General features: G+C 47.0%; 23 protein-coding genes. 10 read left to right on the top strand and 13 right to left on the bottom strand.

Going from position 1 to position 22,617, the window contains the following annotated elements:
• Positions 1-144: 144 nt before the first annotated feature.
• Positions 145-645, bottom strand: a complete 501-nt coding sequence (locus tag E3E32_RS03555; RefSeq protein ID WP_012571457.1) for a hypothetical protein — start codon at positions 643-645, stop codon at positions 145-147.
• A 191-nt stretch (positions 646-836) separates the two neighbouring features.
• On the opposite strand from E3E32_RS03555, the gene E3E32_RS03550 reads away from it, so the two are divergent.
• Together E3E32_RS03550 and E3E32_RS03545 are read left to right on the top strand one after the other, a co-directional pair.
• Positions 837-2,096 (top strand): radical SAM protein, encoded by a 1,260-nt coding sequence (locus E3E32_RS03550; RefSeq protein WP_167730219.1) that lies wholly within the window; start codon positions 837-839, stop codon positions 2,094-2,096.
• 39 nt (positions 2,097-2,135) lie between these two features.
• Complete coding sequence (locus tag E3E32_RS03545; RefSeq protein WP_167730217.1) at positions 2,136-2,816, top strand: hypothetical protein; 681 nt, start codon at positions 2,136-2,138, stop codon at positions 2,814-2,816.
• Here E3E32_RS03545 and wecB read toward each other — a convergent pair.
• Complete coding sequence (wecB, locus tag E3E32_RS03540; RefSeq protein WP_167730215.1) at positions 2,809-3,942, bottom strand: non-hydrolyzing UDP-N-acetylglucosamine 2-epimerase; 1,134 nt, start codon at positions 3,940-3,942, stop codon at positions 2,809-2,811. The genes E3E32_RS03545 and wecB overlap by 8 nt on opposite strands.
• Positions 3,939-5,228, bottom strand: a complete 1,290-nt coding sequence (locus E3E32_RS03535; protein WP_167730213.1) for a UDP-N-acetyl-D-mannosamine dehydrogenase — start codon at positions 5,226-5,228, stop codon at positions 3,939-3,941. The genes wecB and E3E32_RS03535 overlap by 4 nt, the downstream gene beginning before the upstream one ends.
• A gap of 286 nt (positions 5,229-5,514) precedes the next feature.
• Between E3E32_RS03535 and E3E32_RS03530 the strand changes: the two genes are divergently transcribed.
• Positions 5,515-6,642: a DUF354 domain-containing protein gene (locus E3E32_RS03530; RefSeq protein WP_167730950.1), complete on the top strand. Its 1,128-nt coding sequence runs from the start codon at positions 5,515-5,517 to the stop codon at positions 6,640-6,642.
• Here E3E32_RS03530 and E3E32_RS03525 read toward each other — a convergent pair.
• Positions 6,577-7,149 carry a stage II sporulation protein M gene (locus E3E32_RS03525; protein WP_167730211.1) on the bottom strand — a complete coding sequence of 191 codons (573 nt, stop codon included), beginning with the start codon at positions 7,147-7,149 and terminating at the stop codon, positions 6,577-6,579. The genes E3E32_RS03530 and E3E32_RS03525 overlap by 66 nt on opposite strands.
• Positions 7,150-7,170: 21 nt before the next feature.
• Positions 7,171-7,446 (bottom strand): lipoate protein ligase C-terminal domain-containing protein, encoded by a 276-nt coding sequence (locus E3E32_RS03520; protein ID WP_167730949.1) that lies wholly within the window; start codon positions 7,444-7,446, stop codon positions 7,171-7,173.
• A 69-nt stretch (positions 7,447-7,515) separates the two neighbouring features.
• Here E3E32_RS03520 and E3E32_RS03515 point away from each other — a divergent pair, with 69 nt between their 5' ends.
• Both E3E32_RS03515 and E3E32_RS03510 read left to right on the top strand, forming a co-directional pair.
• Positions 7,516-9,444: an arginine--tRNA ligase gene (locus E3E32_RS03515; RefSeq protein WP_167730948.1), complete on the top strand. Its 1,929-nt coding sequence runs from the start codon at positions 7,516-7,518 to the stop codon at positions 9,442-9,444.
• Between the two features lie 44 nt (positions 9,445-9,488).
• Positions 9,489-10,370, top strand: a complete 882-nt coding sequence (locus E3E32_RS03510; RefSeq protein WP_167730209.1) for a dihydrodipicolinate synthase family protein — start codon at positions 9,489-9,491, stop codon at positions 10,368-10,370.
• Here E3E32_RS03510 and prf1 read toward each other — a convergent pair.
• The 3 genes from prf1 to E3E32_RS03495 form a co-directional block, all read right to left on the bottom strand.
• A complete protein-coding gene (gene prf1, locus E3E32_RS03505; RefSeq protein WP_167730947.1) occupies positions 10,364-11,611 on the bottom strand; it encodes a peptide chain release factor aRF-1 in 1,248 nt (415 codons plus the stop codon). The two genes, E3E32_RS03510 and prf1, sit on opposite strands and share 7 nt — an antisense overlap.
• A 97-nt stretch (positions 11,612-11,708) precedes the next feature.
• The gene (locus E3E32_RS03500; RefSeq protein WP_012571467.1) at positions 11,709-11,945 is read right to left on the bottom strand and encodes a pro-sigmaK processing inhibitor BofA family protein; all 237 of its coding nucleotides are present in this window, start codon (positions 11,943-11,945) and stop codon (positions 11,709-11,711) included.
• A 9-nt stretch (positions 11,946-11,954) separates the two neighbouring features.
• Entirely contained in the window at positions 11,955-12,515 is a 561-nt protein-coding gene (locus tag E3E32_RS03495) for a HEAT repeat domain-containing protein (protein ID WP_240910558.1), read from the bottom strand.
• Positions 12,516-12,746: 231 nt separating this feature from the next.
• Here E3E32_RS03495 and E3E32_RS03490 point away from each other — a divergent pair, with 231 nt between their 5' ends.
• Positions 12,747-15,041 (top strand): DUF6541 family protein, encoded by a 2,295-nt coding sequence (locus tag E3E32_RS03490; protein ID WP_167730207.1) that lies wholly within the window; start codon positions 12,747-12,749, stop codon positions 15,039-15,041.
• 104 nt (positions 15,042-15,145) lie between these two features.
• A complete protein-coding gene (locus tag E3E32_RS03485; protein ID WP_206205203.1) occupies positions 15,146-17,314 on the top strand; it encodes a glycosyltransferase family 39 protein in 2,169 nt (722 codons plus the stop codon).
• Between the two features lie 4 nt (positions 17,315-17,318).
• Here E3E32_RS03485 and E3E32_RS03480 read toward each other — a convergent pair whose 3' ends face one another.
• Together E3E32_RS03480 and E3E32_RS03475 are read right to left on the bottom strand one after the other, a co-directional pair.
• Positions 17,319-17,495 (bottom strand): hypothetical protein, encoded by a 177-nt coding sequence (locus E3E32_RS03480; protein WP_167730203.1) that lies wholly within the window; start codon positions 17,493-17,495, stop codon positions 17,319-17,321.
• A 76-nt stretch (positions 17,496-17,571) separates the two neighbouring features.
• Positions 17,572-17,748, bottom strand: a complete 177-nt coding sequence (locus E3E32_RS03475) for a class III signal peptide-containing protein (RefSeq protein ID WP_167710710.1) — start codon at positions 17,746-17,748, stop codon at positions 17,572-17,574.
• Between the two features lie 258 nt (positions 17,749-18,006).
• Here E3E32_RS03475 and E3E32_RS03470 point away from each other — a divergent pair, with 258 nt between their 5' ends.
• Complete coding sequence (locus tag E3E32_RS03470) at positions 18,007-18,429, top strand: hypothetical protein (protein ID WP_206205202.1); 423 nt, start codon at positions 18,007-18,009, stop codon at positions 18,427-18,429.
• Here E3E32_RS03470 and E3E32_RS03465 read toward each other — a convergent pair.
• From E3E32_RS03465 to E3E32_RS03455, 3 genes are read right to left on the bottom strand one after another with little or no spacing between them, the layout of a single operon-like run.
• On the bottom strand, positions 18,419-19,669 hold the full coding sequence (locus E3E32_RS03465; RefSeq protein ID WP_167730199.1) for a site-2 protease family protein: 1,251 nt from the start codon (positions 19,667-19,669) through the stop codon (positions 18,419-18,421). The two genes, E3E32_RS03470 and E3E32_RS03465, sit on opposite strands and share 11 nt — an antisense overlap.
• A gap of 43 nt (positions 19,670-19,712) precedes the next feature.
• Positions 19,713-20,105, bottom strand: coding sequence for a DUF126 domain-containing protein (locus E3E32_RS03460; RefSeq protein ID WP_167730198.1), 393 nt, complete (start codon positions 20,103-20,105; stop codon positions 19,713-19,715).
• A 9-nt stretch (positions 20,106-20,114) separates the two neighbouring features.
• The gene (locus E3E32_RS03455) at positions 20,115-21,275 is read right to left on the bottom strand and encodes an aconitase X catalytic domain-containing protein (protein ID WP_167730196.1); all 1,161 of its coding nucleotides are present in this window, start codon (positions 21,273-21,275) and stop codon (positions 20,115-20,117) included.
• Between the two features lie 139 nt (positions 21,276-21,414).
• Between E3E32_RS03455 and E3E32_RS03450 the strand changes: the two genes are divergently transcribed.
• Positions 21,415-21,867 (top strand): hypothetical protein, encoded by a 453-nt coding sequence (locus E3E32_RS03450; RefSeq protein WP_167730194.1) that lies wholly within the window; start codon positions 21,415-21,417, stop codon positions 21,865-21,867.
• Positions 21,868-21,879: 12 nt separating this feature from the next.
• The gene (locus tag E3E32_RS03445; RefSeq protein WP_167730192.1) at positions 21,880-22,587 is read left to right on the top strand and encodes a hypothetical protein; all 708 of its coding nucleotides are present in this window, start codon (positions 21,880-21,882) and stop codon (positions 22,585-22,587) included.
• Positions 22,588-22,617: the final 30 nt, after the last annotated feature.

Raw genomic sequence — 22,617 nt, 5'->3', positions numbered from 1 at the left:
GACGGCAGATTTGTTCTATGATGCTAAGAAGAGTCCTTTAGGGCGCATGACTTTATAGAAGCTATGAACTTCTCAAATTTGTTTACCAAAAGTTGAGAAAGTTGAGGAAAACTTCAATCAACAAATTACAGGAGAAGAGAGGGTTCAATAAATTGAAATCCTCTTGACGCCCTCAAGCTTGGAGAGTTCGTTTATCAGGTCTCCGGGAATTGGCTTCTCGGTGATGATGGTGAGTGTTGCTTCAGGATACAGCTCCGGATCCTCGGCAACTACCTGAATAATGTTGATGTCCCTCTCGGCGATCTTCTGAGCGATCTTGGCGAGTATTCCTATCGCCCTCGGCTCGGGCTCGATCTCAATGACGCCGTAGCCAACATGCCTCCCGACGTACTTCATGTGAACGGTTGGCTCGAGGTTGGTGTATATTTCCTTCAGCTCGGGTATCTTGAGTATCATGCCGACGGTCTCCTTGACAACCCTTCTGTCCACGTCAAGGGCCTTGGCTATTTTGGTGTATGGAACCTCTATGTCGCCCGCTTTAATCTTCATGTCGTCAGAGACGCGAAGGCCATACTTGAGAAGCGTTTTGGCAATCTGCTTCCTGACGGGATATTCATCAAAGTAATGCTCAATCTTTCCCCACATGATCAATCACCCATGGTAGTCCATCGATAGACTGTTTAATTCAATAATATTAAAATGTTTCCATGCCCGCATGATGGCAAAAGGTCTTCCCTTAAAAATCTTTGGGCAGGAGAGTCCTTGGGATTCTACCATGGGACGGATTTTTTATCCATCGACGAATTTTTAATAAGGCGTTTAGGAAACCGGAAATCATGATTGAAGTCAGGCTCCCCCATACGTACTTTGAAGATCTCGGCGAGAGTGTAAGACTAATCTGGCGAGATACTCTCTATGCCGAGTTTGAAAAGAGTGAGCTGATCCAGGTTATAAAACGAAAATATCGCGTGAAGCCAGAGGTTACCGCGAGGGACGGTGCGCTCATTATCGATACCGATTATCCCGACGTCGAAAAGTACATTGCAATATACATTCAGAACAACCTCGGCGCCCTCCTTAGAAACAGGTACACAAATCGAAAGGTTCTCTACATTCACGAGGGGATGGACGTTCCTCTACTTGGTTACAACGCTTTTGGCTTAATAGATAGAGGAACTAATCTCATCCAAATTAGGGGTGTGAGCGGCTGCAACCTGAGCTGCATCTTCTGCTCTGTTGACGAGGGGCCCTATTCAAGAACCAGAAAGCTCGACTATGTGGTTGATATTGATTACCTGATAAAGTGGTTTGACGACGTCGCTCAAATCAAGGGAACAGGTCTTGAGGCACACTTAGACGGTCAGGGAGAACCACTTCTCTATCCTTTCCGCGTGGAGCTCGTTCAGGCTTTGAGAGAGCATCCGAACGTTAGGGTAATCTCGATGCAGAGCAACGGGACTCTTCTGAACGATAGACTCGTGGAAGAACTTGCTGAGGCAGGTCTCGATAGGGTGAATCTCTCACTCCACTCCCTCGACCCAGAGAAGGCCAAGATGCTTATGGGGCGGAAGGACTACGACCTTCAGCATGTCCTGGACATGGCCGAGGCGCTGGTAAACGCTGGAGTGGACGTGCTCATTGCCCCAGTGATAATCTTCGGCATCAACGACAACGAGGCCGAGGCCTTCATAGAGTTCGCGAGGAGGATTGGGGCGGGTAAGAGATGGCCAGCTCTCGGCTTCCAGAACTACATCCCCTATAAGTTCGGCAGAAATCCAACAATAGCAAAGCTGGTGCCATTCAAGAAGTTTTACGAGTGGCTCCGCGAGCTGGAGCAGAAGACCGGCATGAAGCCCCTCGTTCTGAAGCCCAAGCACTTTGGCATGGAGAAGCGTGAATTCATCCCCCTTGCCTTCAGGCCAGGGGAGGTTGTAAAGGCTGAGGTTGTTCTGCCAGGCAGAATCCAGGGTGAGATGCTGGCAAAAGCCAGGAACAGGCTTATCGAGGTCATCAATACAGATGCCGAGGTCGGTGACAGGATAAAAATCAAGATAGTGAGAACGAGGCATGGGATTTACATTGGAACTGAAGTCTAGGACAATAACTTTTTAAAGTAACTGTCCAAATAAATCTAAGTGGTGGAAATGAAACGTGCCCTCTTAGTTGTGGGAATTGCCGCGCTGATAGTCCTTTCGATTGCTGGTGTGGCCTTCGCAAGTGAGTCCTATGTCATCTCAGACTACTCAGGAGCGGCACAGCAGGGCGGAACAACAATTGTAGACAACAGTACCACTTGGAGGTACGCCCCGGAGAACCCTAGAGTTGTGTATATAACAGTTTGGGCACCTGAGCCATACAAGAACTACATTACAAAGGCCATCGTTGAGGTCGTTAGGTCTCAGGGACTCAAAGCTGTCGTTGTTAACGATGTGTCTAAGTACGACCTGAAAGGAAGGCTCGTCGTGGCGTTCTTCCCCTATACGGAGTGGAACAATGGGGTGCTTTCTCGTGAGGTTACCCTTTCTGGAATACTCTACTACTCCTACGATGGAGATGCGAAGTCAATAATCAACGCAACAAGGGCTTTTGACCTGTCCAAAGACGCAATATCTACCTTCGCTGGAGAACTCTGCCAGGCGAGTTCAAAGAGAATGGTATACGAACACATAGTCAACAGGGACTGCAATGTGGCCTACTGGTGGAACCTTAAGGCAAAAGTTGGGAAGTTGAACCAGGCAAATCCATACGAGATGGCGGCAAACGAGATATCCTCCCAGCTCAAGAACTTCTTGCTTAGTGATAACGAGGCTAAATGAACCTTGAACTCCTGACTTTTAATTTTTCCATTTTGTACAGTTTCAGCAGTATCTCGGCAATTCTTTCGCCCGCTTTTCCGTCGCCGAAGGGATTTGGAGCACTCGCCATCTTCTTGTAGAACTCCTCATCGCTCAGAAGTCTCTCGACGTAGCTCAGGGCTCTCTCCTTTTCGAGACCAACGAGGACGTTGCCGCCGGCTTTCACTGTCTCTGGCCTCTCAGTGTTGTAGCGGAGGGTCAGGCACGGTACGTTGAGGATTATGCTCTCCTCCTGAACACCTCCCGAGTCCGTCATGACTATTTTCGCGTTCCTCTGGAGCTTTAGGAAGTCGAGATATCCAAGCGGCTTCGTGACGATAAGGTTCTCTATCGCCTCAACACGTTCCCAGAGGCCAAAACTCTCGAGCTTCTTCCTCGTTCTAGGATGCATGGGATAGACAGCCTTAACCGGCAGCGCCTCAAGAATTTCCAAGAGCCTTCTGAGATTCTCCTTGCTGTCCGTGTTCTCAGCTCTGTGGGCGGTGAGAAGTATGTACTCCTTGGGTTTGAGGCCGAACCTTTCGAGGACGTCGCTTTTCCTCTCGGCTATCTCTGCATTCTGGAGGACTGCGTCAACAACGGTGTTGCCCACGACGTAAACGTTCTCAGTTATGCCCTCGCGTTCGAGGTTTTTTCTTGCTTCTTCCGTCGGGGCAAAGAGAACCTCACTTGCGTGATCCGCTAAAATCCTGTTTATCTCCTCCGGCATCGTTCTGTCAAAGCTCCTTAAGCCAGCTTCAACATGGGCAACGGGGATTTTCAGCTTGACGCTTGCCAGTGCGCCGGCAAGGACGGTGTTCGTATCGCCCTGAACGAGCGTGACGTCGGGCTTTTCTTCCATCAGGACCTTTTCAATCTTAATCATTGCCGTTCCCGTCTGTTCAGCCTGTGTTCCAGAACCAACTTCAAGGTGGTAGTCTATCCTCCTGAGCTCTAGCTCCTCAAGGAATACACTGCTCATCTCGTAGTCATAGTGCTGGCCGGTATGGATTAAAAGGGGCTCAACGCCCCTCTCCTCGAAGGCTCTGATAACAGGAGCAAGCTTTATTATCTCCGGCCTCGTTCCGAATACGAAGGCCGGTTTCAATACTCTCCCCTCCCAAGGCCTTTGAAGATGAACCCCTTGGGCGGATCTTCTACGGTGTGCCTGCCGTCGATGAGGATTCTGTTTCTCATCAGCTTTCCGAGCTCCTCCCAGTTGAGGGATTTGAAGGCCGTATGATCAGTTGCTATGACTATTGCATCTGCGCCTTTAACAGCCTCTTCTATGCTCTCATGAGTCCCCTTTACAAAGGGATCATAAGTTCTAACCTCTTTAACCTTCTCATTTATGGCGTCCATAAAGGCAAAGGCCGGTGAATTCCTGGGGTCATCGCTGTTTCCCTTGTAGGCCAGACCAAGGATAACTACAACTGCCTCTTCGGGCGGCAGGTTTATCGTCCTGAGAGCCTCAAAGAGCAGATCCTTCGTGAAGAGCGGCATGCTGTCGTTTATCTCTCTCGCCAGCTTTATCAAACCGAAGTCTTCCTTCGCAGGCCAGACGAGAAGGTGAGGATCCTTCGGCAGGCAGTGTCCGCCGACGCCTATTCCTGGAACATGGATTTTAACCCTCGGGTGGGTGTTGGCCAGCTCTATCGCCTCAAAAACGTTTATTCCATACTGATGGGCCAAGAAAGCGAATTCGTTGGCCAAAGCGATGTTTACGTCGCGGAAGGTGTTCTCCATGAGCTTGACTACCTCGCTGACGGTGGAGTTGGTCTTGAGGGTTTGCCCCTTAACAAAGGAACGGTAAAGCTTCTCGGCGAGTTCGGCGCTCTTGGGGGTTATTCCGCCAAAGATTCTTGAATTGTAAATGAGCTCTTTAAATATCCTCCCCGGCATGACCCTTTCTGGGGCGTGAACCATGTAGAAATCCTCTCCGGGTTTGAGTCCAGTGATCGCTTCAATCAACTCCGCCATCTTTACTGTGGTAAGCGGTGGGACCGTGCTCTCTATGATAATGAGCGAGCCTTTTTTCATAGCCTTTGCAACAGTCTCCACTGCACTCTCGAGATAGCTTAGATTGGGCGTTTTATCTTCCTTCAGGGGAGTCTGGACGCAGATTATGTAAACGTCCTTTTCTCTTATCTCTTTGGGGTTTGAGGTCGCTCTTAGGTTGCCGCTTTTGATGGCTTTTCTTAGAAGTTTGTCTATCTCCGGCTCGATTATGTGCGCCTTTCCGGAGTTTATCTTTTCAACGACCTTCTCCCGTATTTCGTAGCCTATAACCCTAAAACCCGCGTTGGCAAACATTATGGCTGTTGGGAGGCCGATATATCCGAGGCCGATGACCGCTATCTCCGCTGTTCTTTCCTCTATCATCTTTTCTAGCATGCCTCTCACCTATCCTCAGTGGGAGACGTCTCTCAATAAAAGCCTTTCCCAAAAAACGATTTCTGGACTGATTTCTGCGATGTGAGTGATTCTGGGAGAATTTTTGCTCTCCTGTGGGCTCTCGCCTGTTTTTTGTTTTCTCGTCATGTCAATTTCATCGAAAGAAAGCGTTTTAAACGTTCTTTTGACCTAAACCCCCTCTGAAAAACTTTGAAAAGAAGGCTTCACAACAGTTTTTGGGAAAGCCTTATATTGAACAGGGTTGTCCAGTAGTTAGGTGAGTGGAATGAAGGTATGGATAGACATCACGAACGCTCCTCACGTTCACTTCTTCAAGGGTATAATCTGGGAGCTGGAGAAATCCGGTCACGAGGTTCTCATCACCACTCGCGAGTTCGATGGGTTAACCGGTATTCTGGACATGTTAGGATTCGATTACTACGTCGTTGGCAAGCACGGCGGTGCAACCCTGGAGGGCAAGCTCCTTACAAGCACTGAAAGGATGTACAAACTCTCCAAGCTCATCATTGAAGAGAAGCCGGATCTAGCGCTCTACAAGCACTCTGCTGAGGCTCCAAGGGTTGCCTTTGGTCTTAAGATTCCCTCTATTGGCTTTGTCGATAACGAGACGGCCATAGCTCAGAACAAGCTTATCCTTCCCTACACCAGTTTATTGCTCTACCCAATTGCAATAGACGCCTACGAGCTGCTCAAATGTGGGGCCGATCCAAACGGCATGCGCCCGGTTAAGGGCTTCTCAGAGCTTTCCCATCTTTACGGATTCGTTCCCGACAGAAAAGTTCTCAAAGAGCTTGGCGTGAAAAAGAACGGCTACATAGTGATGCGTACCGAGCCCATAAAAGCCAACTATTTCAGCGGCTCTGAGAGGAGTGTCCTTGAAGACATTATTCCACTGCTGCCGGACGTTCCTATAGTTCTCTTTCCGAGAATAGAGGAACAGAAAAGAAGGTTTGAGAGATTTTCCAACGTCATAATTCCGGAGAAACCTCTGGACAGCCTCAGCCTGCTATACTACGCCAGATTGATGATAGGTGCTGGCGGAACGATGAACAGGGAGGCTATAGCTCTTGGCACGCCAACAATCTCAACGTATCCCGGCAGGCTCCTTGCGGTTACAAAGTGGCTGGTCGAGAAAGGGGTTAAGTTTCACTCCACAGATCCGGTAAAGGTCGCGATGATGGCCGAGCGCATGATGGAGCTGAACGGAAGCTACAGGACATACATAAGAACAGTCATCAGCGGCTTTGAGAATCCGATGGATGTCATTCTCAAGGAGATAGAGACCTACGAGGAGTTTGGAACATTCAGGACAATGAAAGTGGAAGAATCAGCCAATTCCGGCGATGCTCGGAGTTATGTAGGCCTCAATGAACGCCGCAACAAGGAGGAGTAGTATTGAGAGAGCAAGGAGCTTCAGAGCCTTTACTGTCCCTCTTCTGAATCTTTCCCCGGCTTCTTCATCCCCATGGACTATTTCTCTGTACCATATTATACCCGCAACTCCTGCCACAGCCAGGGCTGGAATCTCGATGACTCCATGAGGGATTATCCCGAGGACTATCTGCTCCGTCGAGAGCTCTCCTGTAAGCTGGACAGCTCTTACAACCAAGCCGACGATGAAGCCGTTGAAGGCCATTATGAACCAGGGGCCGAGGCCGAAAAGCAGGCCTGAGAGCATCATGAAAAGAGCGACCATGAAGTTGTTGGTGAATATCAGGACAAAGTTCTTGAAGCTGGAATCTGAAATTGGCCCGATTTCTTCGGCTATTTTCTTGACGGCATCTATAGCTACGTTGGGATTGCCAAGGGCGAAGGCGTATCCCAAAAAGGACGCCGTGATGAACACCAGGAGTAGAAGAAGGAAAGTTCTTGCGGGAGAGCCCTTTTTTGAGCCGGGCACCTCGCTCACCCTCACTCCTAACTACTTAAGGGCGTTCTTAAGGGCTATCTTGAAGTCCTCAACGTTCACGTAAGGCATCTCTATGTCCATCCTAACGGCAAAGAACTCGTCGATGATCTGCTCGAGCTCCTCCAGCTTGTGCCCTTCAAGCTTTCTCTCAAGGTCGTGGATGGCTTCCTCTGGATGCATGAAGAAGTCTCCAGTTATCTTGACGTTCTCGGCTATCCCCTTCTCTTCGTCGAACTCTATTCTTATCAGGCCCTTCTTGGCCTTGTGTTCACCGACGTGGTGTCTCATACCCATCCCCAAAGTAAATCCTGTGGAGAACTTTTTAAAGGTTGGGTATAAGTGATTGCGGTGGTGGGAATGGGATACACTGAGGTTAAGGAGAAGGTCAGGCTCATCTTGACGGAAGAACTTAAGAATATGCTCAAGGAGAGCGGCAGGGAATGGGAAGGTGAGATAACCTTTGATGAGACCCCAAGCATCGAGCTCGGTGACTTCGCCACGACGGTTTCCTTCCAGCTCGCCAGGGTCTTCAGAAAGGCACCCAAGCTAATAGCGGAAGAGATAGTTGAGCGCATTAAAGACAAGCTTCCTGAGGAAGTAAGCGATGTCAAGGCTGTAAACGGCTACATAAACTTCTACCTCAATTATGAGACTTTTGGAAAGGACATCGTCCGTGAGATCCTGGAAAGAGGCGAGCACTACGGTGAGGGCGAGTTTGGAAAGGGCAGGAAGGCCATTGTAGAGCACACTTCCGTCAACCCGACTAAGCCTCTTCACATGGGTCACGCGAGGAACGCTGTTCTCGGAGATACAATGGCAAGGATTATGCGCGCTCTGGGCTACAACGTTGAGGTTCAGAACTACATCGACGATCTGGGAGTCCAGTTCGCCCAGGTTCTCTGGGGCTATCTCAACCTGAAAGAAGAATTTGAACGGCTCGAGGCCGAGCTTAGGGAGAAGGGGGCTAAGGAAGACGTTATAGACCACGTTATGGGCCTCCTCTACGTCGAGGTTAACAAGCGCATAGAGGAGAATCCGGAGGTGGATAGAGAAGTCCGCGAGCTTATGAAGAAGCTTGAGGATGGCGACAACGAGATAGCAGAAATCGGAAGAAAGCTTGCCGAGAGGGTCGTTAAGGCTCAGATGATGACGACCTATAGGATGAATATCACCTACGACCTCCTCAGCTGGGAGAGCGACATAATGAGGAGTGGCATTTTCGAGGAGGCCTACAGCCTCATTGAGAGCAACCCCCACTTCTTCTGGGCCGAGGAAGGTAAATACAAGGGAGCCTTTGTGATGGATCTCAGAAAGCTCTTCCCTGACATAAAGAATCCTTTCCTTGTCCTTAAGAGAAGCGATGGAACGGCAACCTATACCGGCAAGGACATAGCCTACCACCTCTGGAAGTTCGGCAAGGTCAGCGCGGACATGCTTTACAAACTGTGGGACAGGCTGGGAGATAACGAGACCTGGACGACGGCTCCCGACGGCAAGGAGATGCCTGGAAAGTTTGGTAAAGCTGATATAGTCATCAACGTCATTGGCGCCGAGCAGAAGCACCCGCAGATGGCTATAAAGTACGCCCTCCAGCTCCTAGGCTTTGAGAATTCGGCTGAGAACTTCTACCACCTAGCTTACGAGCACGTTGTGAGGCCAGGGGGCAAGTTCAGCGGAAGGAAAGGGACCTGGGTTGGCTTCACCGTTGATGAGGTTCTCAACGAGGCAGTTAAGAGGGCAAAGGAGCTCGTAGAGGAGAAGAATCCTAACTTAAGTGAGGAGGATAAGGAGAAAATAGCGGAAGCTGTTGGCGTCGGTGCGGTTCGCTTTAACCTTGTCAAGTACAGCCCGGACAAGATAATCACCTTCCGCTGGGAGGACGTGCTAAACTTCGAGGGAGAGAGCGCCCCCTACGTGCAGTACGCCCACGCACGCTGTGCCTCAATCCTCAGGAAGGCAAGAGAGAGTGGAATAAACACTGATTGGAATATCCTCATTGAGAAAGCGGACTTCTCAAAGCTCACCAACAGGGAGAAGGAACTAATAAAGCTCCTTGCAAAGTTCCCGGAGATAATCGAAGAGGCAGGAAAGGACATTAAGCCCCATCTGATTCCGTGGTACGCCAACGAGTTGGCGAGCCTCTTCAACAAGTTCTATATGGATCATCCCGTGCTCAAAGCGGAGGATGGAGTGAGGGAGGAGCGCTTACTCCTTGTGCTGGCCACAAAGCAGGTGCTGAGGAACGCTCTGGCTCTGCTCGGCATAGAGGCGCCGGAGAAGATGTGAGAAAAGCTAAAATACTTTCCTTTTCTAACTTTTCCGGTGATGTTATGCGTGGTGTTATAGTCCCCCTCGTAACACCTTTTAACGAAGACTACTCTATTGACGTTCCTGCCCTCGAGGAGCACATAGACTTTCTCCAGAAGGCCGGCGTTCATGGAATATTTATTAACGCGACCACTGGTGAGTTCACGAGCTTGAGCGTCGAGGAGAGAAAGTTTCTGGCCGAGAAGGGGCGTGAGCTTGTCAATACCACATTCTATCTTGTGGGAACGGCTTCCACGAACACATTTGAAGTCATAGAACTGACAAAGCACGCCCAAGACATTGGCGCCGATTACGTTGTGATAGCTCCACCCTACTACTGCCCGCTGAACGAGACGGCCCTCTTTAGGCACTACTCGATGGTTGCCGAAAGAACCGATATCCCGATAATCCTCTACAATATTCCGAGCTGCGCAAACCCTCTGAGCGTTCAGCTTATTAAGCGGCTCGCCCTTGAGTACTCGAACATAGCTGGCGTCAAGGAGACGATAGATAGTGTGAATCACGTGAGGGACGTGATCCTTGAAGTCAAAGGTGAGCGAGAGGATTTCATTGTGTTCACAGGCCTCGATCAGCACTTCCTTGATACCCTAATCCTTGGCGGTGATGGGGGAATAATGGCATGCGCAAACTTTGCCCCGGAGGTTCACCTTGCACTCTATAAAGCCCTCCAGGAAAAGCGCTTTGAGGACGTGTTTATCTATTCCCAAAAGCTTGCAAGGCTCTCGAAGGTTTATGACTTGGCTTCCTCCTTCGGTTCGGCGATAAAGCTTGCCATGAGCATCCGGGGTTTCTCAATAAAGCCTGTCCTTAGACCCCCGTATATCGTCGACGGAGATGAAGTAAAAGAAGAGATAAGAAAGCTCATCCTGGAGGTGCTTTACTGAATCTTGTACCTCAGGAAGGCTCCAAGGCCGCCAAAGGCCTTGTAGAACTGCTGGCCCTCATCGGTGTCGAGGGAAATTATCTCAACCTCGGCACCGCTCTCTTCTGCCAACTTTATGAGCTCCTCTGCGACGTCCCACTTCTCGAAGCTTATGTTCTGACTGCCGCACTTCGGACAGTGGGTGAGCTTCTTCTTGTAAACGTGGAACTCCTGCTCGCTCATTGTCTTGAGCTCCTCCCAGCCGCAGGCGTTGCACTTTGCCTTAACCCTGACCTTGTCGTATCCCTCGCTGATGAGGAGCGTGTCAACGGCACCGAGTTCTAGGGCCTTCCTAACTTCCCTCTCGCCGTAGGTTATCAGCCCAGTGTCCTTGACGAGGTGCCTGAAGAAGTTCTGGATGAGCTTCCTCTCCTTCACAGCTTCGTGCTCGCTGAGTATGTCGCTGGCCTTCTCAACGAGCTCTCTAAGGCCATATTCGCCGTGGTAGCTGATGTCAACGACTCCGATTACCTTCTTTCTGAGCTCATGGTGGAGGTAGTCGCCATCAACGAACTCCTCCTTGGTCGGCCCTGGGCCGCCTATGATGATTCCTTTGAGCTCGCCCTTTTCAAGGAGCGGCAGGAAGGCCTTGGTGGCGTGCTCGGCGATTCTCTTCATGAACTCGTGGGTTTCCTGCTCACGAATCCTCTCGTAACGCCTCGCCGACTGACCACCTGCCCTCGTCTTTCCTGGGACGTTTGAGGTGAGATCGTCGATAACCTCAATCCTCTTGCCCCTCAGAAGGCCTATCGTGGCTTCGTTCTTCTCGACGGTTATTAGACCGTAGGCGTCCTTAACACGGAGCATTTCCTCAAGAGGCTCCGTTACAAAGGTCTGGTCGCAGCGGTAAAGGCGAACCTTAAGGGGTTCCGGTGGAACTATGGCCCAAAGTTTTATATCGCTCACTCCCTCCTGCTCACTCACATTTCCAACGAAAAGGGCCAAACCGTTCTCGGGGGTTTTTCGATAGAGCTTGAGGTGCTGCATGGCTCTCTCAAGGGCACCAAGAACGTTCTTTCGGGTGGATTTTGATTTAATATTCTGGGCAGTTCCATACTCCTCCCTAAGCTGCTGCATGACCTTGTTTATGTCGTAGCCCGCTGGGATGTAGAGGCTTACAAGCTCGGTCGCTCGGCCGCGATAGCTCTTCAGCTCCTCAACTTTTTTCTTGAGTTCATACATTTCGGCTGATTTGTGAGGCATGAGCATCATCCTCCAAAACTTCTCTCGCTCCAAGAAGGGCACGAAAAGGAAATTTATAAAGATTTAGATAGAGGCTAGAATCTAAATCAGGAGGGAGCTATAACCACGAGAGTATCACCAGCAAAATAACTCCCACGATGCCGCCTATGGCCACGATAAGGATGTTCAGGAAGGTGTACTCAACGTGTGCTATTCCGACGGTGTTGAGTATCCAGAGGAGTATTAGGCCGATAATTGCGTTGGTAACTAGGTACTTCAGAATGGCCACTGTCAGCTTAATAACTAGGTAAAGAGCAACCACCAGCAGGACTAAAAATAGCAGCGTTTCGATCATGATACCACCTCAAGAGAGTTTTTCGAGGGTTTCCCTGGCTATCTGGCCGAGTGGAACCCATTTCTTCCCTTCAAACGGGAGTATAACCTTGTCCTCAACATTTACGAGCTCCTCAACGTACTCCCTGGTCTCTTTAGCGTCGAGCTCACCGAGTAGTATCAGCGCAAAGCCCTTGGTGTTCTTGTCACCTTCTCTAATCTCCTCTATCAGGTCATTGATAATAGTGTCCTTAAGCTTCATTATTTTGGTCTGGAATCTACGGACAAGTTCGTAGGACAGAACCATTGCATTTTCCTTTACGTAGGGATTTCTATTCTTCGTGAGTTCCACCGCTTTTGGAAAGATCCTATCAATGTGGGGTTCGAGAACTTCCCCCCTCTGCTGGGCAATCATCCCCAGAATCAGGAGAGCATCTCCGCGAATTCCCGGCTCACTATCGTCTAGGAGTTCAATAAGGCCATCGAGTGCCTTTTTGTCTTTCATGACCATTGTAATGATGTCACTAAACCGCTCTTCTTCTATGAGCTTTTTTATTTTATCTTTTTTTGAGCCGAACGAGAACAACCCCATGATATCACCTCTAGAGTTGAATTATCTTCTTTGGTGTATTAAGTTTTTTGTCTAGTTATGCCCTAGAATAAAGGACAAAGGAACCTTACAGTCAACAGGAAAATTAATTAAGTGGTGGGCTGTTTGGTATTTAGTAATATTGTGCAGGATGCGAGTTTCCTCGAGAGCCCGTAAAAAGATAGAATCAAAGGTGAATAAGTTTATAAATAATTTGAAACCAATGTTAAGCTAATGAGGCAATATAGGGCTTTAAATATCGTATTTGGTAGTTTAATATCAATCGCTCTATTGTTGCTGGGTAGACTAAATCCCTATCTCTCAATATTGCTGCTAATGTTTTTAGGCTTAAATCTAAGTTCGTATATCTTTAATAGTTTCCAAAACCGGATTGGAATTGCGGGAGCTATTGGCTTCTCTGTCCTGATACTCGTAGCATACATACTTAGCATTCTTGGTATCGGCTTGTCGTATCTAATCTATGTAATGCCAATAATAACTGCTCTAACATTTGATTCTCACAAATATGCAAAAATATCTAAGGACGAAGCTCTAACGTTGGGAAAACTAATGTTCATTGTGGGATTGATAGCAATTATAAAAGTTCTTATCCTAAAAATGCCAACAGATACCGTGGACAGTGTATTCCACGCCTATAAAGTCCAGTATATATTGAAATATCAGTCACTATTTCCTCCAAAAGTCCCGGTTTTTAACATGCTTTCATACCCTGCTGGATATCATACCATTGTAACGTGGGTAGTTTTATTGTCTGGAGACTTGATACCACATGCAATGCTCGTTGTCAGGGTATGGAGCTGGATTTTGATAGTACTTGGAACTTATTTGTTTGCCTCAGTTTGGTTTGATGGCAAAGTGGGCATATACTCCACGATGGTGATCTTGGTAACCAATATCTACAATTACTATCTTATGATTTACATACATCCCAACTTTTTAGGCTTCTATTTCTTCATGGCGACATTGTCCCTGTTCTATTTAATTGTTCATAAAAAAGACACTAGCCAATGCAACAATCGGGCAATTCTTATAGTATTCTTGATCCTTATAACAACGGGCACCCTCTTTGTCCATCCATATGAGTTCCAAGCGTACGTTTTTATTGCCGCAGTCTATCTCCTGCTAAGTGTTTACTACAAAGAACTCACGTTAAAGCAAGCCATATTAAATGGGTTGCTTTATTTTGTGCCCCCTCTTGTGATTTACGCGGTTTTAAATCCGTACTTTTGGTGGCCTGAGCTGGCTTCAAATGTGGCTATTGAGTATCCATGGGCTCACATTGGAGTCTCAGTGAATAACTTGGCTGTTTTTACTGGCAGAAATATAATGGATACCTGGGACAGGTTCAGGTTCATGGTTAACTGGGCAACTCTAAGGAATTACAGTTATTTTGCATCCCTTCTTTTAGTAGCAAGTGTGGGGATTCCACTTTCCAAGAGGTATAAGCTCAAGGAGTTGGCATCACTATGGAGTTTTGTTTTATTCGTTTTAGTTCTGATATTAAACCGGCTTACCTATAACGTTCCAGTTCCCTTTTATGGAACCGCAGCTATGGAGCGCATGTTTTTGTGGTTGACACCGCTCTTTCCGGTCTTTATTGCAGTTGGATTTAATGCATTACTTAGCGCGCTTAGTGGATTAGTCTCTTCCAAGAAGATTAGAGTAATTACACTGGTTTTCCTTGTGTTTCTGTTTATAGTTCCAGCGCAGGGGATAGCATATGACATGATTTCCGATGAGGCGAATTATTATGTTGACGCTTATAATTTGGAGGATTTTGAATGGATTAACGAGAGGTTCTCAGGTATCACTGTGATGAACTCCTGTGATTCAGATTCTGGGCAGTGGATTCCATTTTTTACCTCGAACACTGTTCTTTTCTCTTACGTAAACTATTGTAGGGTGTACAACTATACTTCGAAAACCGTGGAAGCCTTGATTCAGGGAGGAATAGTTCCCCTGAATGCGACGTTGGCGTATATAGATACAAATTATCCAAGTTTAAATCCGTTGATTTTTTACACTCGTTTCAAGCTTCTTAGATACAACAACGGAAATTGGATATTCGATTTGACATCTAAAAACACCTCTGAAAACTACAATGTCCTAAAGTCTCAAATTATGTTGTGTAAAAACACGATATCCGGTAACACATATGAAGATGGGAGATACTACGTATATGGCTTCAAGAAAAAATATTTCATGGTTGAATATTTCCATTTACACGGTCTCGATTATGCATGGCTCTTCGGCCAAAATGGCACCATCATCTTTGTACCATGCAAAAATTACAGTAGATTAACAATATCATTTATTTCCTTCTCTCCAGATCCAATCAACACAACAATACTGATAAATGAGATACCTCATGCGATAATCGCGAATCCGGGTGATAATGTCTATGGGTTGCCAGCAGGAGTTCAGTCGGGAACTCTGAACATAATAGAAATAAAGAAAGAGAGGAACGAAGGATTGTTCCTGATAAAGTCCATTGAATTTAGTGACTAATCAAAGAGTGAGGGATAATAATGAGGAGAGCGCATCAGTGGATGGGCATGCTATCGATATTGTTTGTCTATCTCCTGACGCGGATTTACTGTATATTCACATTTATGAGCGAATACTACGACTATGACGAGGGTACGTATCTTCTAATCGCCCGACTGATTAACCATGGCTATCTCCCTTACAGGGATATTTTTGCAGTTCATCCGCCCCTCTATTATTATCTCCTTGCCATTTGGTTGAAGATATTTGGGGACAGTTATGTAACCGGACGGATGCTATCAGTTTTCTTTGGTCTGCTGTCACTAATCATAGCTTACTACATCGGTAAAGAGATTAAAGATTGGAAATTGGGTCTTATGCTCTCTGGGCTGCTGGCTCTTGACCCTCTCTTAATTAAGGTAAACTCTCTGGTTTTTCATGAATCTTCAATTGAATTTTTCACTCTGCTGTCTGTTTACTATTTTGTCAGATACATAAAAACAGAAAATGAAAAATATGCATATATTGCGTTATTTTGGGTGGGTCTTGGAAGCACGTCTAAGTTCACCATTCTTCCGTATGCACTTGCGCTGTACATCATAATACTATTCAACAGAAGTGGGCGCATTATTTCATACTTGCAGGGCGCAGTACGGGTTATTTTTAACAGACGACAGGTCTTTATACTGATAATAGCGTATCTCATTATGATTCTTTTAGTGATGGCTACTATTATTCTATGGCCGAGCTGGTATACTAGGGCCGTTGTCGTGGTGCCGGGCATTCATAGAATCACTTACTGGGATCAGATAATCCCCATAATGATCCTTCTCGTCATTTGGGGTAGTTTGACTCTAAGAATATTCAACTCTTCGTATCTTCCCCAAGTAAAAGACATGATTAGCTTTTCACTTCATAATCTAAAACGCGTCTTGCTTTTGGCTTCTGCATTCTTTTTGCCAAAAATAATCGTGGAAGGATTGTTAGGAATAGTTATTAGCACTGACTATATCTCCCAGACATATTTGATACAGGGGGGGAGAAGCTTCCCGATAATAAACTTCTTTATATTCGTTAGCGACCTCTTCGAGGACATTTACAAGAACACTCTGGAGTTCTGGATATTCATTCTTCCGGTTGTTCTGCTAGCACTCTTAGTATTGGCTATATGGGCATTTTCCAAGAAAGTTCCCATGTCTTCGTTGGGTAGATCCCTCGTTGTCTTGTCAACGATAACAGCATTTATGTATTTTGCTGTGTCTCCGTCTATTATCACCGCTAGGTTTATCCTGCCCCTTTTATTGTTGATGGATATCCTGCTTGCGGATGTTCTTTACAGTCTTCCCACCATTGTTCAAAGGGGGCATGTACGCACTCTGGGCTTTTTCCTCGTCCTATTGCTGTTGGTGGCTGATTTTGGAATTGTTTATCAGTATCCCCACGGCAATCTAAAGTTTATCTACGCAGTTCACACAAAAACGATGCGGGATGATCTCAGAGACTACCTCTCATCCGCGGACATTGCCCTGGGGACAACTTATTCCTTAAATCCAATGAATATTTATTACCTGGGCGCAAATACCGTCCCCTATTACATTGACGCGTTTGGTTTAATTTTACTTAAAGATCTCAACTCCAGTACGATGCTTAGCATTTTGAAAGAGGGAGGAGTTGAATATTTCATCATTAGCACTTGGGCATATTACAACTGGGTTAACAAAGAATTTAGAAGTGAACTTCGGAGCTTTGCATCGACGGTGAGAATGAACTCAGCTTTATTATATAGCGAGTCTTATGATAACAAAGATGTCCTAGAAATGTATTCACAATCACTTGCTAATAATCCTACAGGGCCGCTTTATATAAGCACTTACAATGGCAAGGTTATTGTTTGGGTAAACTCAACAGAAATCGCGGATTTCTATGCAGTTAATCATGATGTAACCTTTGACTTCCGTACTCGGATGAGGCTCAATCCTAACTATGGTACCTATCTTGTAACACAATACTCTAATATTCCATCTGAACAGGTAACGTTTGAGCTGTTTCTAAACGGGAGCAAGATTGTTTTATCCTCAGTGAGTTTGCCGCTCATATTTAATTTCACTAACGATATAACTGTTTTTGCTGGAACAACACACCTAAAACTTGACCAAGAAGCAAACGCTCCAGTGGATGTATACTGTGGGGATTTTCATCTGATTATTAGGGGAATAGACATTAGGATCAGAAAGATTTCAACAAATGCGCTTGAGATAACAGGAACCAAAATCGTATTTGAGCTGACAGGATGAATGATCATCCTTCCTGCAACTCTCTTAGAGCCTCTGAAACTAGACTATCTCCAGACTCGGCAAGATATGTGGCTGTATGGTGGGGTCTGTCTCGGAGTATTCTTAAGATCACAAGCACTATGAAAAGACCTGCTGCAAACATAAAAACATACTCTATTGAACTCTGCGCCTTCCATTTCATGTTGTTTCCCCATCTATTAATGGATTCATAGGATTCTCAGAGTTGATAAACATTAAAAATGGATAGAAGCCTGTCTTCAACCGCTAGCACTCATCGAGCTAAGGACATTGCTTATCTCAGTCTCGGCACCCTCAATAGTCTGAGAAGCAGTACTACCCCTACTCTGTAGCTGCCTGACTACAATCAGGATTATTATCAGGGCAGCTGCGATCATAAACAGATATTCAATAGCACCTTGGGCCTTCCTCTTCATTTTCTTCACCTCCGTAGGATTACTCCATACATTAATGCACAGAAAAAGCTTATATAGCTTTCTCCTCAAATTTAAGTTAACTATCCTCAATACTGTAGAAAATACAGGGGTGGTCACGTGAAATTAGTGAGTATCCAACATGAATCTTCAAACATTGAAGATTGTATAATCAATGTCTTGTCCAAGTCACGGGAATTACTATCATTTAGATCAGGTTTTATATCTTCCTCAAAGATAACCTTAACTTTCGGTGCATTTATGAGCATCACGGTAACTCTCCTAATAGATCCAAGGCGTAATATGTTGAAAGGCCTCCTCGCCGAGTATTCCACAGGCAGGAATAAAGAGGACGCAATAAACAAAACTTTGGAAAAAATTAACAGGTCCCTGCCCAGGGACGCACAAGTCGTCAACTTTGAAATAGGTACCTACACCACCCCTGTGACCAGAAGGACTTATGCGGTTGGCATTGTTGTTTACAATGCCCCCCTAGAGAAAAAATCCTTCACTGAGCTCACGATAAAGGAACGCAGAGAACTGCTGGCCGGTGTTCTTGAGTCCTTCAACTACAATCCAAAGGTCCTTAACATATCTGAAATCGCAAGAATGTTCGGTGTTTCGAGAGACTCAATATACTACGACATCGAACAAATCTTAAAGGAAAGAAAGATCAACCGGTGACCCAGAGCGGTCTCGGTGTTGCAGAAATTAGGAAGATCATCACTGCCAGAATAACCAAGACGAGCCTTTTCTTTGAGATTGGGGAGACCTCATCGAGTGCTCCAGGATTTCCAACCGAACCCATCAGGAGCACAAGCATGCCCCAAATGAGCCAGCCGACCCAGAGAAAGCTCATGCCTATGAGAACTAAACCAACGGCCATCGTGAGATAGCGGTGCGTCTTCTCACTGAGGAAGGCCCTTGCTATGTGGCCGCCATCGAGCTGAGCAGCAGGAATGAGGTTTAAGAAAGTCACTAGAATGCCCACCCATCCAGCAATGGCAACGGGATGTAAGAAAATCACTGTATCCTCTGGGAAAGTCACGATGTATTTCTCCAAGAGCAGGAATATCAGATTCTCCCCAAAGACTATACTGCCTTCTGTGGGTGAGACAAGTTCCGCTGGCACTGGAATGGAAAGTCTAAGTCCGATTATGCTTACCGGGAGGGCTATCAAAAACCCCGCTATTGGTCCGCTGATACCAAGATCTATTGCCGCATTCCTTGTAGGCAGTGGTGATTTTACCCTGATTACTGCTCCAAGCGTCCCCAGCATGCTAGGGAATGGGATGAAGTATGGCATTGTAGCTCTAACACCATGATACGCTGCGGCTATCTTGTGGCCAAGCTCGTGAGTCCCAAGTATTGCCATGACACTTATCGAGAACGCAATCGCGTTGAGATAGGGGTTTCGTATTCCAGGAAGACCGTAGTAATTAAGGGTATCTATGTAGGCCAGCGAGAGATAGTAACCGGCCAGGAATGTGGTGAAAATCGTCGCGATGAGGAAGATCCACGGCAACCACCTGTTGTCTTCCTTTATTTCTTGGGCAGGGAAGACAAAGAGCAGCACTTTATCCTCACGCTTCTTGAGAGCAGCCCAATAGCCGAGTTCTTCAAGCTCTTTTAGGACTCTCTCAAAGTTATTTTCCATTATCCCTTGAACCTCAAAGACGAAGACGTTGCCATCTATCTGCTTTAGCTCAAGATTATAGAACTCCTTCAGCTTTTCTTTGAGATTCTCGGGGAGGGAAGGTCTGCTTGGCTGGACCTGCACTGTGAGCTCTTGGGACTCCGTATAGAACCCCACCAGAACCATGTCCCCTCCGCAGCGAGGACAGGCTTTCTCGAGCAGTGGCTCGGATGAATCCAGGATCTCCCTATGTCCACAGTTGATGCACTCGTAGATGCCCCTCGACATTTTTTGCACTCCCTAAAAAGAATTGAAACGGACCTTAAAAATGCTATTCCTCAACTTCGACCAGTCCCTCGTCGGCTTTGACCCTGACCCTCTGTCCGCTCTTGAGCTTGGAGACGTCTATGCCATCAACCATAGGAATACCCGATATTATAGCTCCTGTTGCCACTATTGTCTCGGCCTCACCGACGATTATTGCCTTCGGCGCCTTTCCGTTCTTCTTAAGGGCGTAGATAACGTAAGAGCCAACGGTTGATCCCTTACCACGTGGAAATGCCAGGACTTTTCCAGCTATGCTCTGGCCCCTTATATCGCTCTCGGCGTCGGTAACTATTCCTGTATTGGGGTCAACGCCGCCGAGGAAGGAAAGGGGCTTCTGAGAGACTATCAGTTCCCCCTCAGCCTCGCCACCGACTATCTTTCTGCCCTTGAGTTTCATTTTCTCACCTCATGGTGCCTCTTTTATGAGGTTTTCTGCATCGTCGAGCCTAACTTTGAAGCCAAAGGACCGGAAGTAGAAGGCTGATTTTCCGCTGTTGGTGGCCACTCCTCTGTACCAGCCCTTTATCGGTGAGACTACGAAGCATATGTCTGGAATAATCCTGCCGTTGTAGCGCTCTATGATCTCAGTGTAGCCTAGAGAATCTGCCAATGCCTTAACTGCTCTGCTTGCAGTGATAAAGAGAGGTATCTTCAAGGGTCTCCCTCGCATTCTCAGCAGTTCGGTGATTTCCTTAACCTCTGCTAGGGAAGCGTGTGGGCACCCAATTAGAATCATGTCTATCTCACTCCAGTCATCGGCGAACTGCTCCTTAACGGCTCTGATATGGGAATTTTCGACGGTTATTGTTTCGAGCTTGTCAGTTATAGCATCTCCATATTCGGGGGTCTCACCCTCCACATGATATAGAGCTATAGAGCCGCTCGCGGCCATAGCGGCGCCCATCTCTTTGAGATACTCAGTCATCTCGGGCTTCAGGCCTTTGATGTATGGCACGTCATTGCCGAGGATTTTTCCAAGGTGATAACCTAAGGCCGCGTAGTCCACGAAAGTCCTGACGTCTGCCTCAATGCTGATGATGACAGTTGCTTTTCTGTTTTCATCCAGATGAAGGCCATAGTTGGGAGTCCTACCAACTATCGCGGCGGCTAAACTTGAAGGTCCTCCTTCGCGATTGGTCCTCGCACCCAAAATCGAGTTGGCGAAGCTTACCGCTGAACTTTCGCTCCAGGCCAAGTGATCACCGAACTTTGGAAGATTTGCCCCGTAGTAGGGGGTGCACGTGGAGGTAACTTCTATGCCCATCTTCCTGTAAAGCCCCAGAACCTCCAGCTGCTTTTCCATGAACTCGTCGTCGCCTATTCCCGCTGGGTTGAGGGTTGTATAGACGCTGACTTTAGCTCCAGCTTCGACGAAGTCTCTCAGGAACTCGATTCCAGCGTCGCCGATGTTTTTGTATGAAACACCAGCAACCTGAGCACTTTTAATTGGAATGAGCCTGTCAGCACCGTAGATTTCTCCCAGAGCCACAAGTATCTCCATGGCCTTCTGGAGGGCGTAGCCGTATTCGCCGGCCAGGATGAGCTCTTCCTCCTTAGTCAGATACATTCTACCACCTGTTACTTGGAAGACTTCTCTGCTTATAAGTCCTTTCTTCCATTGGCCGAGGTCAGTATGTAGATGTTAGACAACAGAAATTTTTATTATGATGTTTGATAATAATACTAACGCCCACCTCTAGGGGGTGTTGATGATGGAAGATAGGGCTAAAAAAATGGCCGTGTTGTTGTTTTTGATATTTAGCAGCATGACCGCAGGACAAGTGACGGCGTTTTGGGGATCAACGTATGACGTCGTGTTATCTGACAGCGGCCCAACGTTCTATGACACCGAGAGAGTTGGTCTGTGGCCTTCCTATTATACTTTCAGAATGCAGGGAGAAGTGAATTCCTACTCAACCTCCTGGTACGAGGGTTCTGGCTATTCTACCATCGCAATAATTGTCATTGGAGTCTATGCCCTTGATTACGCCTCAGTGAAGCTCACCAACACTGCTGGATTTTCCCTGTACAGGGTATATTCTCAGGCAAGCTTTACTGGAAGCTTCTACTATCCGTTCCTTGACGACGCTGATGGGGGTCCGCGTTCCACACTCACCATGCAGTGGCATTATAAGCTCATTGGTGGAGGAACGTTTTGAGGAGGGATACGAATGAAAAAATATCTCATTCCTCTTGTCGTGCTGGTGATTCTTGGCGGAGTATTCAGTATGGCCTACGCTCTTTCACAGCCGCCCACACAAAAGACACTCGCGGCCGCTTTAGAGAATATGAGAATGTACAGGTTTACTCGCGAGGTTGAGTTCAAACAGTATCGGGTCTACGTGGTCAGTGATGGAAACTCAAAGAGTATCCAGAGGGACTTCATGTACACTGGTCGGATGGTGACAACGGGCACTGTGAACCTTACAAAAGGTACTGTAAGGGAGTACGAGGAGTTCTATATAAATGGCTCGTTAGTCATGAAGGCAGAGGCAGTTTTTGACCTTAACACTGGATGGGTCTCCGGAACCGTGACCCTCACCAACGGGACGAGCATGGACATAGCCTGGTTCTGGAAGAACCACTACGGCATCAGCCAAGATCAAGCCGTGGAAATGCTCAAAGAAAACTTGCCCACCTTGATGTTGCGCGATGTTGCCCTCAACTCTCGGAACTTCCAGGTACTTGAGAGTTCGTTCTCTCTGACGGATAGGATACTGATGGGGCTTGGAATCAAAGAGAAACTCTTCGAATACCGCTTCACGGCCAGCGAGGGTAGGGAGTGGAGAGTATTTGTAAACTCCCAGGGTGTTCCAGTGAAGTTTGAGTACACTGGCCAGGATGCCCATATGGTGGTTTACATCACGCCTGTTGGGTAATCCTGCCATGTGCTTTCCTTTCTTTTTACT

The organism is Thermococcus sp. GR6, from assembly GCF_012027415.1.
In the GTDB taxonomy this organism is placed as follows: Archaea; Methanobacteriota_B; Thermococci; order Thermococcales; family Thermococcaceae; genus Thermococcus; species Thermococcus onnurineus.
This window is presented reverse-complemented; position numbering and strand designations above follow the sequence as displayed.

Excerpts from the sequence above, each read along its gene's own strand:
- E3E32_RS03460 (WP_167730198.1), bottom strand. The coding sequence starts at position 20,105 with ATGAAACTCAAGGGCAGAAAGATAGTCGGTGGCGAGGCTGAGGGGGAA.
- E3E32_RS03480 (WP_167730203.1), bottom strand. The coding sequence starts at position 17,495 with ATGAAATGGAAGGCGCAGAGTTCAATAGAGTATGTTTTTATGTTTGCA.
- E3E32_RS03465 (WP_167730199.1), bottom strand. The coding sequence starts at position 19,669 with ATGTCGAGGGGCATCTACGAGTGCATCAACTGTGGACATAGGGAGATC.
- E3E32_RS03475 (WP_167710710.1), bottom strand. The coding sequence starts at position 17,748 with ATGAAGAGGAAGGCCCAAGGTGCTATTGAATATCTGTTTATGATCGCA.
- E3E32_RS03520 (WP_167730949.1), bottom strand. The coding sequence starts at position 7,446 with ATGAGACACCACGTCGGTGAACACAAGGCCAAGAAGGGCCTGATAAGA.
- E3E32_RS03510 (WP_167730209.1), top strand. The coding sequence starts at position 9,489 with ATGCGTGGTGTTATAGTCCCCCTCGTAACACCTTTTAACGAAGACTAC.
- E3E32_RS03495 (WP_240910558.1), bottom strand. The coding sequence starts at position 12,515 with ATGGGGTTGTTCTCGTTCGGCTCAAAAAAAGATAAAATAAAAAAGCTC.
- E3E32_RS03550 (WP_167730219.1), top strand. The coding sequence starts at position 837 with ATGATTGAAGTCAGGCTCCCCCATACGTACTTTGAAGATCTCGGCGAG.
- E3E32_RS03455 (WP_167730196.1), bottom strand. The coding sequence starts at position 21,275 with ATGTATCTGACTAAGGAGGAAGAGCTCATCCTGGCCGGCGAATACGGC.
- E3E32_RS03470 (WP_206205202.1), top strand. The coding sequence starts at position 18,007 with ATGAGCATCACGGTAACTCTCCTAATAGATCCAAGGCGTAATATGTTG.
- E3E32_RS03515 (WP_167730948.1), top strand. The coding sequence starts at position 7,516 with ATGGGATACACTGAGGTTAAGGAGAAGGTCAGGCTCATCTTGACGGAA.
- E3E32_RS03500 (WP_012571467.1), bottom strand. The coding sequence starts at position 11,945 with ATGATCGAAACGCTGCTATTTTTAGTCCTGCTGGTGGTTGCTCTTTAC.
- E3E32_RS03445 (WP_167730192.1), top strand. The coding sequence starts at position 21,880 with ATGAAAAAATATCTCATTCCTCTTGTCGTGCTGGTGATTCTTGGCGGA.
- E3E32_RS03485 (WP_206205203.1), top strand. The coding sequence starts at position 15,146 with ATGAGCGAATACTACGACTATGACGAGGGTACGTATCTTCTAATCGCC.
- E3E32_RS03530 (WP_167730950.1), top strand. The coding sequence starts at position 5,515 with ATGAAGGTATGGATAGACATCACGAACGCTCCTCACGTTCACTTCTTC.
- prf1 (WP_167730947.1), bottom strand. The coding sequence starts at position 11,611 with ATGCCTCACAAATCAGCCGAAATGTATGAACTCAAGAAAAAAGTTGAG.
- E3E32_RS03490 (WP_167730207.1), top strand. The coding sequence starts at position 12,747 with ATGAGGCAATATAGGGCTTTAAATATCGTATTTGGTAGTTTAATATCA.
- E3E32_RS03555 (WP_012571457.1), bottom strand. The coding sequence starts at position 645 with ATGTGGGGAAAGATTGAGCATTACTTTGATGAATATCCCGTCAGGAAG.
- E3E32_RS03535 (WP_167730213.1), bottom strand. The coding sequence starts at position 5,228 with ATGCTAGAAAAGATGATAGAGGAAAGAACAGCGGAGATAGCGGTCATC.